The organism is bacterium SCSIO 12741 (assembly GCA_024398055.1).
Classification (GTDB): Bacteria; Bacteroidota; Bacteroidia; order Flavobacteriales_G; family Salibacteraceae; genus SCSIO-12741.
In genome coordinates this window covers 4,634,693-4,648,620 of sequence record CP073749.1, presented here as the reverse complement: position 1 = coordinate 4,648,620, position 13,928 = coordinate 4,634,693, and the positions used below count along the sequence as shown (strand labels likewise).

Annotated in this window: 10 protein-coding genes; 8 read left to right on the top strand and 2 right to left on the bottom strand. The window is 39.4% G+C overall.

All coding sequences use genetic code 11. From position 1 onward, the window contains the following. The first annotated feature begins 144 nt into the window (after positions 1–144). From KFE98_19780 to KFE98_19750, 7 genes are all read left to right on the top strand, one after another. Entirely contained in the window at positions 145–1,851 is a 1,707-nt protein-coding gene (locus tag KFE98_19780) for a hypothetical protein (protein ID UTW62218.1), read from the top strand. 669 nt (positions 1,852–2,520) lie between these two features. Next, on the top strand, positions 2,521–2,814 hold the full coding sequence (locus KFE98_19775) for a hypothetical protein (GenBank protein ID UTW62217.1): 294 nt from the start codon (positions 2,521–2,523) through the stop codon (positions 2,812–2,814). 11 nt (positions 2,815–2,825) lie between these two features. Then, the gene (locus KFE98_19770) at positions 2,826–4,274 is read left to right on the top strand and encodes a hypothetical protein (GenBank protein UTW62216.1); all 1,449 of its coding nucleotides are present in this window, start codon (positions 2,826–2,828) and stop codon (positions 4,272–4,274) included. Beyond that, a complete protein-coding gene (locus KFE98_19765) occupies positions 4,252–4,875 on the top strand; it encodes a response regulator transcription factor (protein UTW62215.1) in 624 nt (207 codons plus the stop codon). Before KFE98_19770 ends, KFE98_19765 begins: the two co-directional genes overlap by 23 nt. Before the next feature lie 186 nt (positions 4,876–5,061). Next, positions 5,062–6,486, top strand: a complete 1,425-nt coding sequence (locus tag KFE98_19760; protein UTW62214.1) for a T9SS type A sorting domain-containing protein — start codon at positions 5,062–5,064, stop codon at positions 6,484–6,486. Between the two features lie 155 nt (positions 6,487–6,641). Beyond that, positions 6,642–9,311: a T9SS type A sorting domain-containing protein gene (locus tag KFE98_19755; protein UTW62213.1), complete on the top strand. Its 2,670-nt coding sequence runs from the start codon at positions 6,642–6,644 to the stop codon at positions 9,309–9,311. Between the two features lie 272 nt (positions 9,312–9,583). Beyond that, entirely contained in the window at positions 9,584–10,066 is a 483-nt protein-coding gene (locus KFE98_19750) for a hypothetical protein (GenBank protein ID UTW62212.1), read from the top strand. Between the two features lie 60 nt (positions 10,067–10,126). Here KFE98_19750 and KFE98_19745 read toward each other — a convergent pair whose 3' ends face one another. Then, positions 10,127–11,230 (bottom strand): HNH endonuclease, encoded by a 1,104-nt coding sequence (locus KFE98_19745; protein ID UTW62211.1) that lies wholly within the window; start codon positions 11,228–11,230, stop codon positions 10,127–10,129. A gap of 195 nt (positions 11,231–11,425) precedes the next feature. After that, on the bottom strand, positions 11,426–12,721 hold the full coding sequence (locus KFE98_19740) for a hypothetical protein (GenBank protein UTW62210.1): 1,296 nt from the start codon (positions 12,719–12,721) through the stop codon (positions 11,426–11,428). A 226-nt stretch (positions 12,722–12,947) separates the two neighbouring features. Here KFE98_19740 and KFE98_19735 point away from each other — a divergent pair, with 226 nt between their 5' ends. After that, the gene (locus tag KFE98_19735) at positions 12,948–13,916 is read left to right on the top strand and encodes a hypothetical protein (protein ID UTW62209.1); all 969 of its coding nucleotides are present in this window, start codon (positions 12,948–12,950) and stop codon (positions 13,914–13,916) included. Positions 13,917–13,928 lie beyond the last annotated feature (12 nt).

Sequence of the window (13,928 nt, the reverse complement as noted above, 5' to 3'; positions counted from 1 at the left end):
TGAGAATTTAAGCGTTTGCTTGAGAAAAGCACGTATTTTGAACCCTCCTTAAACTACTAGTTGTATTTCATTAGATATCTTAATCTGTGCTTTATTGGACAATAGTATGTTTTGTGAGGCGAGTCTTGAACTAAAATCTTACCTATGAAAGAAGAGGACGAATCAATAGAATTTAATTGGGGCGAATTGCGAAGACAACGTTTTATATATCGCTGGAAATATATACATGAGAGATTTAGCTGGTTTCCTCCTTGCTGTCCAGATCCTAATAATCATAAGAACTCAAACAATGATCAGAACCTCAATAACTGTATTGAAATTCAATTATATCAGGCTCCTGAAAACCCTCCATTTGATGAATACATTAAACGCTCGAATTGGCAATTGCAACTGTTAGTTAAACACTTTAAGGAGGTGTTTGATGAAAGATCTTTTATTGAGGGATTTATTCCAGAGCATAAGTACCAATCAGTGATTATGCCACCCGAAATCTATCAGGAAATTTCTGAGTTGATAGAGAAATTTGGGCTCAACGAAATCCATGATCTGATACTGGAAATACTAGCAATAGGTCAAAATACATACACAAAAAACATTGCATTCTGGGAGCGGGCCGAAAATCAAAAATTAATTAGTTCGGCAAAGTCTGAATCAGAGAAAGTAATAAAGATAATTGAGCAGTCGAATGCCGTTTTTAAGGATTTTGATAAACGTGAAAATGAGATATCACCTGAATTGGACCATATCAAATTTGTATTTAATACTGGAACGATTAAACTGGAACATAAGTGGCTTGCTGAGGAATTTGTTGAAGCCACAAAAGAACATTTTGATAACTCAGCGTACAAAAATTGGAGGCTTGAACTTGGAAGGTATCATCAAAGATTTAACGTGTTTGCTGAAAAAGCCACATTCAAGTATGGCCTGACAATCGCGTTATATAATTTTCTAACACAAGAAGGTTTTATTCAGGTTTCTGATGAGAATCCATACCCCAATCAACTCATGTTGTGCATCGCTAAATTGCTTGAATTCTGTCTTTTACCAGTATGGGATTATAGTGAAGTGGATGATATTAAGATAAAGCACGTTAGAAATTGGGTTAAGCGGAAGGAGCTTCCTCACTTCAACACTCATGAGGAGGTGAACGCGAATAGGCCTTTGCTGCTAAAATACTTTGAACAGGATTTCATAGAACTTACTGGGCCAGTGAAACAAATTGGCACAATTGTTTTCTCTGAATTTTTGATAAAACGCTTTGGTATCAACGATGAAATTTTACCTGAGATCGTTCATTTGATTGACTGTTTGAATAAATCGCGAACTTTAGTTGAAACCCAACCAACTTTTGGCTTTAAAGACGGAAAAAGAGCTCCAGAACAGTATGAATCGTTTCAATCATTGATTTCTGGACTTAATAATGGTGAAAAAATTGCATCCTTTAAGTTTACCACTGAAAATGGTCATGAGAGGGAACTAACTGAAAGGCTTCCGTTATACATCCTTGAACAGGCAATAAAGCGGTATTATCAAACTGACAAGGTAGAGTTTAGTTCGGATGTATTGCCTACAAAGTTTTCTCGGCAAGAGGATGGAGCGATCAAAATCGAAAGGGAAGATCGCTTTAGTCTGCCAAATGAGCGCCACTTGGTGAAGTTGGTCTCTGGATTTTACAATTATTTGAAGGATCATGCTGGCTTGTCGCAGAGTGTTTACAAGCCCGAGGAAGAGTTGTACAAAATTATAGCCGTTATTTTTATCGATTCATGGGTCTTTTATCACAGGCTTTATGACGAGAAGAAAGCATTGGATAAAATACGTCAATGGCACAACTTGACTGCTGATAGTTAGATAAGTTTTTTGGTGTAATTGCCTGAAATTCAATAGGAACAAAATGGTTGTTTTTTGCTCCATTCAGGTTCCTTACCTCCCGGTTTTCTATTTGGACTTTTGTAATAGTTCTAAAAAAATAAGTAACTATGAAAAAGAAAAAAAGAAGGAAAAAGAAGGGAAAGAAAGGCTGGAGTATTTCGTATTTAAAGGCACCAGAATTCAGTCAAGTAATTCGCTTCCTGTCGTCAATTGCATTACTCCTTGACAAATTGTGGCGATTTGTCAAACCACTATTAATCGACCGCGATATAACTCTTTGGTAGAGGCAAAATTAGTGATACATGAACAGTTATTAATTAGGTTGGCGACCGAAGAGATTTATCGACCATTACAATGCCATAACGGAATAAAAAATTTGAGGCTCTTTTTGCCACCATTTTTCCTTGATTCATGTATCGTTCAAACTTCTAAGTACTATTTACTTAAGGTTTATGGAGTGGATTTAATTTATTTGCTGCAGGTTATAACGGTTATACCACGGAAAACATCCGCAGGTAATAGCGATTCATACATGGTTTAGTTTTATTGGTTAGTTGACGAGAGGAGCGAGGTACTCCTCTTTTTTTTCAATGTTCTACATTTGGATATAACCTGACCCGCCTTAACAAGCGGCTAAACTATATATCCATGCAATATGACCCGTATAACCTGGAAGCGACGTACGTTTCCTCTTCTTCGGCTAACCTTTCCTTTGACTGCAATGTAGGCGAAGGGAAGAATTTGTCTTATTCCGGCCATACTCCGGGAATTCCTGAAGGTGAAGTGATTTTTGAATTGGTGAATGACCCGAACCAGCCAAATGAAACCGTTCACATCCATAATCAGCTCATTTCAGGCTTGGAGTCAGGAGAAAACAAATTGATGGTGCTGGTCAAAGAAGGAGGAGACGTAAAAGGAAGAGGGATTGTAACCATATTATAGCAAGGCATACCATGAGGCGATTTTCGCTGTTTCTTTTTCTGATTCTTTCCGTTTCACTGAAAGGCCAGGATAAATTGCAGCGCCTTTTTGACGAAGGGCGCTATGATAGTTTGGTGGAAACGGCTATTTCCTCGCTGCCTTCCTTATCCACAGCTAAAGACAGCGCGTATGTCTACAAACAAACCGCCAGCGTCTTTTTAGTCAATGGGGATTTCAAAAATGCGATTCGGTATTATCAAAAATCCTTGCACTGCGAACCATCTTGCAAAGCCTGGGTCAATCTAGGTGGTGCCTATTACTATGCCAATTTACTGGATTCCGCCATTTACGCCGATTCCATGGGTATGACGATGGCCACTACGTTTTTGGAAAAGGGCGGTGCTTTAAACAATCTCTCACTAGTTTACATCGAAAAAGAGGACACCGCCAATGCCTTGCGTTTTTGCCAGTTGGCTCAGGGTTACTTCAAGAGTGCCCACGATACAGCCAGACACCTCAAAGCTTGGTACAATGAAGGAGTAATATACCTGAATGCGAAAAGATTTTCAGAATCACGAATGGTATTTGATTCACTTGAAGTCCGTTATCAGTCTTTTATGGATGCCTTTTTTCAGAAGGAGTTCGCTTACCAACGTTATTTGTTGGAAGTGGCTGAAGGAAATCACGAAGCAGCCCTGACTCGTTACCAGCACTGGAAATCCCTTTCCGATTCACTGAACGTTGCCGATCTGGAAGAAAAGACCAAACGAATAATGAAGGAGCACGACCTCCGCTTATTGCAAGTGGAGTCGGCTAAGCAAGAAGAAATCAACGAACTCACTTTGATATATGGAGGTATTCTCCTTTGTGTTTTGATCTTGGGCGGTATCGGGTGGTACTATTTCGAGCGCAAACGGCTGCTTTGGGCACAAGAAGTTTTTGCCAATTATGTGCAAAGTGACCGGGAAAATGTTGCACGTATTCTGGATACCGAAATCCGCGATTCCTTGTTTGATTCCCTGATGGAACAAGGACAGCAGGATGGCAATGGGGCAGAGGCCATCAATCATACCATGGATAGAATTAATCTTATTTCTATTTCGCAGTATGCTAAAGGAATTGAGCGGCTGGGTTTGCGCCTTTGTTTAAGCCGTCTGTTGCTGCTTCAGCGGTCCCTCTATCCCGATGCGCAAATTTTAATGGAGACTCATGGAGTAGAGGAGTTAGAACATCCCTTGGGAGAGAGACAGGTTTATCATATTGCTCTAACGACCATAAAGCTCAATGGCAATGCCGACATCCGCTTGGAGATTTTTCACGAAAGTGGAAACTGGAAGGTTTTAATCGTTTCGGAAACCAAAGTCAAAACCATCCGCAGCGTTTTGGAAATCATGTTGGCGAATAAGGCTAAAATATCATCCTACCACTATACAATCACACTTAAACTAAGGAAACATTATGTCACGAATAATTCTGGTTGACGCCCATCCATTTCGGTCGGTCCCACTCCTGGATCACCTGAAAAACAAGGGGATTGCGTCAGAGGTTCAGTATTATATCAATCCCCTAGAAGCGCTTAAAGAATCGGCTATGCAGGAAGTGGATTTGCTCTTGTGCGATTTACACTTCAAGGAATTGAAAGGGTGGAACCTCGCTTTTCATGCCAAGCGTAAGAATCATGCGTTGAAATGTGTGGCCATCACCGCATCACCTTTTGATCTTCAAGTGTATTTAAGCAATCCTGAACTCTTTAATGGATACATAAACAAGACCATTTCTCTCGAAAAGTTTGAAGAACGAATTTTGAGAATTGTAGAAATGAATACGGATGAAATGGAGCAGTCGTATCGCAAACTCCTGCATGAATTCGATCAAAAAGTGCAACATTCCAAACTAACAAGTTCAGAATTAGAGATCATTGCCCTGCTTCATCAGGGAAAAAGTACCCGCGAAATTGTCATTATACGGCACTCTACGCGGAAGACGGTAGAATCTCACATCTATAACCTGACCCGCAAACTGGCTGCCAATGGTCGGGAAGATGCCTTGACCGCCGCTAAAGAACTCGGATTGATCTTTTAGCATCTCAGTAGAAAATACTGACAGATTGTGAAGTGGAGTTTGTTTCTTTGATTGAGTTAATGCCCAACCTCTCGATAGAGAACAAAGTTTTATAGTTACTATCTTTAGAGGAAATTTCGATCGGAACACTTGTACTGATCTTGTTATGAGGGTTTTAACTTGCCTTGCATACTCAACCATAAATGAATGAAGACATTCCCTGATATAGTGATTAAGCGAACAGCCTTATTCAGTATGCTGTGGTTATTTTCCTTGCCTTCATTCGCACAGCATTGGAAATCAACTGGCCAATGGATTTCACCAAGTATTTTAGGACGAATGTATGAGGATACGGCAACCAATCACCTATATCAGGCCGGCGAAAATGCGGTAGGGGGAAGGCTAACCGGCCTATTTCGATTTGATGAACGAGGACAATTTGAAAGAATAGATAGCTCTAATGAACAATCACAGGGAAGTGATTATGTTACATCTCTCATGCGTTATCAGGGGCAACTTTATATTGCAGGGACCTTTGAGAACATAGGGAGTATACAAAACAAGGTCAAAAACTTCTGCACTTGGGATGGGAATACTTTCAACCAAATTACCATTCCTACAACGGATCAAAACCTGTTTATTAATCACCTCTTTCCGTATAAAAACGATATGCTCTTAGCGGGCAGTTTTGAAAACGTTGATGGATTTAAAACCCGAGGATTGATTCTTTGGGATGGGCAAGACTTTAAAGAATTTCCCAATGTAATCAGCCGCAGCAGCTTTGAAACCATGATCGAGACTTTTGTGGAGTACAAAGGCAAATATTACGTTGGAGGCCTGTTTAATACCAACCATCAAAATAGAAACCTGCAAGTATTGGATTCTGGCGAATGGCAGGCGATTGATGGCTGGGAAGTAACCGGCTTGTTTGGAGACGTATTGACGATGAAGGTGTATAAAGGAGAATTATACATCGGAGGGACTTTTCATAAGAATTATGGAGGAATAGCCAATTGCATAGTCAAGTATGATGGTGAGCATTTTTATGAATTGGGTTCCGGGTTCGACTATCCGGTTCACGATTTGGAAATATATAATGGTAAGCTATATGCCTTTGGCCGTTTTAATTCTGTTGACAGTTTACAGTGTCCAAGTCGCATAGCCTCTTGGGATGGGGAACGCTGGTGTCAATTTTCGTCCGATACATTAAGTGAACATCAAATCGCAGACGGATATTTCTTTAATGATACGCTGTATATAAGTGGCGGATTTGATCAAATATCCGGTAACAATTCACTGAGAACAATCGCCAAATGGGCGGGTGATTATTCCACTCAAAATTGCACCTCGAATAAGGCTGAAATTAGAAGAGTAGGGGTGTATTGGACCGGAGTTGAAAATGATCATGCTATAAGCGAGAATTCTTGGAAATTCTACCCCAATCCGGTTTCTGACCAACTGTTATTTACCACGGTCCAGGCAGTTGAAATTTGCGTTACCGATTTAAGCGGAAGAATATTGATAAAAAAGAAAATGGAACCGGGGGAATACACTATTGACACCAGTGCGTTGCCCCCCGGAACCTATCAAGTATCGAGTATGAACCAAAAAGAATTGCTTATGAAACAATAATTACGGAACGGCACTTGGACCTGCCACTCCGGGCTTGAACTCGATATTCAAAGATATACAACATCTGCCATAGCCGGGTTCTCCTTTTTATTTACCTGGGCTTACCACCGGTCGGTTTTGATAACCCTCCAAGCCTTACTAAACGCTATTTTCTTATGTATTTTATTAAAAGTACCTGTTACTCCCTTTTGGGGTGTTTATTCTCTATTTCCCTATACGCTCAAGATTTTTCCATTCCCGATGGCAAAGGCGAAGAAGCATCTAATGTCCTTTCTTTTCGGGAAAACAAAGGACAGGTCGGTGACGTAAACTATCACCCCGTGCCATCCGTGAAGTATGCCTGTACGGGCAAGTCCCTAGACCTTTATCTTTTAGACAGCGGCCGTGTTTCCTGGGTGCATACCATCGAAGCCACGGACCCACTGGCCCCGGATAGTCTAAGGCGATTGGATATGTGGCACTTCAACAACGACGAAGTACCCACCCCGGTTGAGGCCTCTCCTGTGGGTTGGGATACCTTGCCAGGAGAAGATAACTTCTGGCTACCCCAATGTCCGAATGGGGTGACCGGTGTTCGCTCCTTTACGAGAGTGGTTTATCCTTCTATTTACGATCAAATCGACTACCAAGTATATAGCAACGAGGGTGGTTATAAAATGTACTGGGTCATTCACCCGGGCGGAGATCCGTCAGAAATTCGTGTAAAATTTGAAGGGTATGATTTACAAACGGTTACCCCTCAGCAAGTACAATTATTCCAGAATCAATTGCAAATTGGGTTGGAGCAAGCGATCGCTTACCAGATAGATGCGAATTATACGATTAGCCCTTTAAGTTGGCAGCCCGGTTACGTTGAAAATGCCGATCACAGCGTAAGTCTTACTTATGGAAGTTATGATTCAACTAAAATTCTCGTTTTTCAGGCAGGGCCTCCCATTCCTCCGGCAACTCCTTCGATAGCCGGAAATTCCAATCATCTGGAATGGAGTACCTATTTGAGTTCCAGTAAATGGGATGAACCAAAAGATCTGTTTCAAAGCAACCAGGGTTTTACGTACGTGGCTGGTTTTTCACAAAGCACGGCATTTCCAATTTTCACGAGTCCCGCTCAGAGTTATGTCGGAGAAGAGGACGCATTTATCGGAAGCTTTACCGATTTGGGTGAGCGTCTGTTTGGGACCTATTACGGAGGCAAGGAAACGGATGTCTTTAATTGCGGTACTGTTTTGCCAAGCGGCGAAATTTTGGTGGCAGGATATTCAAAAAGTGATACGATCAATAATATTGGTGCTAATCCGGCGATTAATGATCTAAAAACCGGAATCATTGTCAAATTTGACGCTCAGTTTAAGAACCCTCCTCTTAGGATGTTCTTTGGTGGTGATCACGATGACGAAATCTATGACATCGAATTCGCTGGAAACAATGAATTCCTTGTCGTAGGTCGCACCAACGGCCCACAAGGTCATTTCCCTTTAAAATCTCAACTCATTAACCAAAGCTACTATCAAATTAAGGCTCTTGAATACGAAGGTTTCTTTGCTCGATTGAATATTAATAATGGTTCGGTAATCCATAGCAGTTATTTTGGTTCGGGAAGAAACGATGCGGTGACCACCATCCTACAGGCTGAACCGGGAACCTATTATATGGCGGGTTATACAGAATCGAAAACAGGAAAGGATAGTTGCTTTTGGCCCATCAGCAACATGAGCATTCATATCCATCCATTCCCTACCTGCAATAGCACCGGCAATTATTGGGTGCAGCCAAATGGTAAAGGGCAACAGCAGGAATCGGACTATTTTATTGCCTCCCTAACGGGATTCGATGTACTTACCTGGTCCACGTTTATTGGAAGCGATAAGCCCGAAGGAGGTGAGTTTAGAGGTTTTCCCAAATTAGCGGTCAATCCAAATGATCCAAGTAAGCTATTCCTGGCAGGAAGCACCGATGACTATTCCACTTTCCCACAGGCATCAACAAATGCTTATCAATGGACTCCAACCGGTCAAAATCAACGTCAGGGAGTCGTCGTCAGATTCGATGATCGCACCACGTTAGATTGGAGCACCTTTATAGGATGCGATGCCCTGGGTTCAGTTTCAATCGTTGAGGGTATTGAATACGTTAGTGGTCAAGGTCTTTATGTTACCGGAACCACCGATTGCAATCAACCTCAATCACGGTCTAATTATGGCACTCCACCTACCGGAACCGAATTTCCCATAACAGACAACAATTATGAACTTTGGTTGCAGGAAGACACCACCTTTGGACCTATTCAACAAGGTTCAAGTGAATCCTTTATCCAGGCATTCGACGTAAATGATCAATTGGCTTGGAGTACTTGGTATGGTGGAGGTCAAAATGAACAGGGGCAGCTTATCTCCTATAATCCCGGAACGGATAAGTTGTTCATTTCCGGAGTCGTAAATCCCGATACTCTTATTGCGAAGATTCCATTAAAAAGACTACCTCACCCAAACAGTTACTTCCAGGGAAGTGGCCCCGGATTGGGAAATCAAATTGGGGGCTACATCGCCCGTTTCCAAAGCGGTTTTACTCCGGTTTTCGTAGAAGAGATTAAATCCAATTTTGACCGTTTTGAAGTTTGGCCCAATCCGGCATGCTCCATGGTGCATATAGATTTGGACGGTCCTGCGGAATACCAGATTTACACCATTTCAGGGCAGTTGGTGGTAGAAGGGAGAATTGATGGGTACGTAAATGCCATTTATGTGGCTGAGTTGAGTAATGGAGTTTATGTGGTTAATTTGACAGGGAGCAACCGTTCTGGGTCGTTCAAGTTAGTAAAAGAGTAGTTATGTACGAATTTGAGAATCCAGCCTCACTGATATTGTCACTTAAAACAGGTAGAAATACGCATTGCGAAGGATAACTTTGAGCTATATTTTAGTTTGATCAACAATTCCGCCTTAGGCTAAAAGATAAGTGTTCTCATAAATAATAGTGCCTTAAGGCGAAATTGTTCGATTACGAATTTAATCGATATGGTTGATTCTGGCCGCCTTAACAAACCACAGAAATAGGAAGTATTAAGTAATGTTTTTAACTAAACTAAAATGTGGTAACTATGAAATATGTAGCAATCGTTGCGATGCTGGTGTTGACGTTTTGTTCGTGCAGGAAGGGTTGCACGGATGTCAATGCAGATAATTATAATTCAGACGCATGGAAGGACGATGGGTCTTGTGAATATCCTAAGGGATGCACTGATAGCAAGGCGGTTAACTATGATTATGAGGCTCATGAAAATGATGGGTCCTGTGAATATTCGAATGTTGTTTTCTATGCTCAGTATGGTTATTTTTCTGGCGTTCCAGTCACAAGAATAGAAGTAAACGTTGAAGGAAATATTGTAGGCGCGATTAGCGCAACTTATCCAAATGGCCCAGGTAATTGTTCGGCGGTCGGAACGGTGAACTATAAATTTAATGACGGGGAATCCGTTGATTGGAGTGCTATAGTTTATTTGGCAAATGGAGCAAGTCTTGTGCAAAATGGAGTAGTTTCTCCAAATAGAAATGAGTGTATTGTGGTCAATGTTACTAGGTAGGAAAATTTCATGTAATCCTTAAATTCTTGCGAAAAGCGTTTAGAACAACTTATAGGGGAATTATCTAAAGTGTATTCTAACATATTCTCTCGCTACTCTGTCGCTCAATTCGGAAATCATTTCTTTAGTCCAAACATCAGATTTAGAATTCTTCACTATTTCATTAATTATGCTCTTAAATGCATGACTAAATTCTTTATCTCGGTTTAATTTGGTTGCTATTTTCATTACTCTTTTTACTTTTCCTGACAGCAATGAAGGAGGGTTAGTAGAATTAAAAATTTCTTGAATTTCTTCCATGGTTAAATTGAGATTAACTTTCTTTCTTACTTCCTTGTGATTAACAACGTCATAGGCATAGGTCTCGGTGAATTTCTTTCCTTTATATTGGTTCGATAGTACAACCAGAAAGGAGTAAGAACTGAAAAATTCGATATAGGCATAAATTACACCATTGTATTTGTTTCCCACTAGGTGTATCAGGTGAATTACTTCATTTGGTGCCTTCCTATAGATTGATTTTTTCGGGTAATAGTGTCCTACTAATGATTCTGTATTTAATCCCTTTAATTGGTCTATTGCTAAGGTGATTTCCTCTTTAGGGTATTGCTTTAAAAGGTAAAAATTTACACCTGTTTTAAGAATTGAAATAAAGGCCAATTCTCCACCTAGCGTTGTAGAAATCCTAAGTACTTCATTCACTGGTTCCTCCTTAACCTGAAACTTATCCCTGATATTACTTAAATCAAGGTCCGGATACTTTTTCTTTGCTTTACCAAGAATAGTCAGTAGTTCTTTTTCATTTCTTGCACTTGCATGGATCCGTACTTCATTACCCTCTCTTATTTCTTCGTACTCAGGTTTGGACATTGCAGGTTTTCCTCCCCCGGTAATATGGAATTCCTTTCCGTCTTTGTTTTTTACTCCTTTTAGAGCAGGACTTTTGCCGTGATCTCTTTTTACATCCAAATAAACGGATAGAAACCTCAGTTGATTGGACAGTTCTGCATCAGATTTATCTCCCAATTCTGAATTGCATTTTCTGCATAATAGATTCTTCGATTCTAACCTACCGCCAATAGAATTCAAAATAACGTGTTCTGAGCTTGAATTACTTTTTGTTAGAGGCGCATCGCAGAAATAGCAAAGGGTAATCTTGCTCATTTGGATAGTTTAGTTGAAACTAATTTAACCAATTCTGGTCTTAAATAAATTTGATTGGAACGTTGTGAATTAAGGAATAGAGCGGAATTTAGGGTCTTTTAAGTTGGTGAAAAATTGAAATGACTGTGATCCACAGCGAATTTTCACTTTTTGTTTACAAATTGGAAAGTAGTTCGGTTAAAATGCCTATTCATCTTAAATGTCAAGAAAGTCTAAGAAATAAATAACCGGGAACAAGAGAATTTTTAGTCCAAAATTGGAATGCTCATAACGCTTGTCCAAGTCAATTTCTAGTTGATTCAATTCTTTTTTGTGATCATATCTATACTTCTCTGGAATTTCATAGAGCAAGCCAATGCTCTTTTCATCTAATTGCAGGGAAGTCTTTGGTTTGAAGGATGAAAGAAGTTCTTCCTGAACTTTTGTTTCTTTAAATAAGGAATCCATGTGTTCCAAATAGCTGTAACAGAATCTAAAGTATTCTTTGTTGCTTTTATGACGACAAGAATCTTTTAATTCCTTGAATAAGTTCTTATCGCTATAAAATTGAGCGTTAAATTCACTTCTCAAGGAATCTAAAATCTCTAAATTAAGCACAGCCACATCGATTTCTTTTTTTTCATTCTGAACAGGGACAAAATTTGAATCAGATTTTGACAATTCTTTTTCATATTTTATTAATTGTCTTAGAGTCTCGTTGTATGAATTTCCAGAAAAGTAATAGGCCAACTTATGAGTGACAAATTGAACTCTGTGAATTCTAATAGAATTTGAGTCCAGTGACTCAATTACAATCAAGTAATACTCATCAGATAAGCTATTGATAGCTGAATAACTCCTTATTATACCACTTTCATACTCTTTACTTGGGCTATAATTAAATTGTTTGTTTAAATCTGAACTTGGTTCTACAAAAGCAACATAAGTGTATGCGATTGAAGTTAAAAAAAGTACAAGGAAAACATAATTCATAGTAACCCATGCTAGTTTTTTCCATGCTGAAGTCTTCGAGATTATTGGTACAACAAGAAGCATCCCCATCCAAATTAGCAATAGTCCATTATCAATTAGGTAATAGACAACCTCGATTTGGCTCCATTGGGCAAAAAGGATTAGAAGAACGAAAATTGGAACGAATTGGAACTTAATAATTAAAAAAGTTCTGAACATATTCTTCCAATTTACGGCGGTTTCAGATTTTCTTGAAAAGAAAAGGAAGGGAATTAGAAAAACAGAAAAGGGGATGAATGTTATTAGAACTTCTAAGATGACTACTTGAACAGTGAAGTAGATTTCCTTGAACAATATGAGAACTAATACTGAGTAATAAACAATATGTAATATCACAAAGTTGTAAGAGGAATTTTTCGAGCTATATGCCTTTTTCCAGCTATCTATTGGATGTAGAAACAGTTCAATATATTCGCTTATGTATTGGCCTAACTGTTTAACAGTCAGCTTTGAAATTATGTCTCCTATGCCATAAGCCATTTTACATCAAAATCAGTATTGTATTACTATCTAAGGGCAATGAGTCTCAATGGTAATATTTAGTTCAGGTCAATCTGTGATTCATAGGCCAAACACAGATATTCAAGCAAATCAAATTTAACCTTTTTGACTATTGTGGGTGGCAATCTGTAAGTTGCCTATATATAGGTAGTATAGCGCTGTTATTGTTAATTTCGAGGAGAATGACTTTTTCAATCTTAAACTTATGTCTGGCCCTTCTCTATCAGAAAGAATTAATCTTTTAGAAAAAAGAATTTCCAATTCGGAAGAAAACAAGACTTTACCTGGAGGAATCATTTCCGCCAAGGTTGCCTTAATCTTGGCTTGGGTATCCCTTTTTTGCGGCCTTTTACTTGGATTATTTGGAGTTCAAGAGTTTATTATTGCTCCAGGCGAGCTTAAGTTGAGTGATTTTGGGGATTATATTGGTGGAGTCGTCGGATCAACGTGGGCGCTTGGCGGTTTACTCTTGGTTTATGTAGGGTTTATTGCACAAAAAATGCAGTTAAGTTCTCAACAAAATGAACTCTTGCATAGCAGGTTAGAACTTCTTTATACGCAACAAGAAATGCGGGCACAGGTAGCTCAATTAGAAGGGCAAAAAAAGCAAATGGAACTCCAAAATGACAATCTTGCTACTCAAAGATTTGAAACTACGTTTTTCAATTATTTGACCCACATTGATCGAACCAAAGCTTCCTTTTTTGTTAACAAAAATCACACTGGACACAAGGTTATGGAGTTGATCTATTTAGAATTTCAGAATTACATCTTTTCACGGGTAAAAAGAGAGTATGACGGGCCTGACCCTCAAAGTCCAATGCCTGATCCGAAATACATAAAAATGGACTCCGAACAAACGTGGTCGGTGGCAATTGAAGCGATCGATGACTTAATGGTAAAGCGAAGTGTCATATTTGGTCAGTTTATCCAGTTGTATCAGCAACTATTAAAGCTAATTCGAGAATTATCCATTTCCCAGGACCCATGGTACTATGGTAGTATTCTATCCTCAACTCTTTCAATTTCAGAAAAAAGACTTCTATTCTATTATGCAATTACAGAAGATGGAGTTTATTTTAGGGAGCTGTCAATCTTAACGAGGTTTGTAGCACCTGATGACTACTTGGTACCATTCCAGTCTGAACATCTTGACAAATTTCATAAAAAATAGATTTATCCGTGG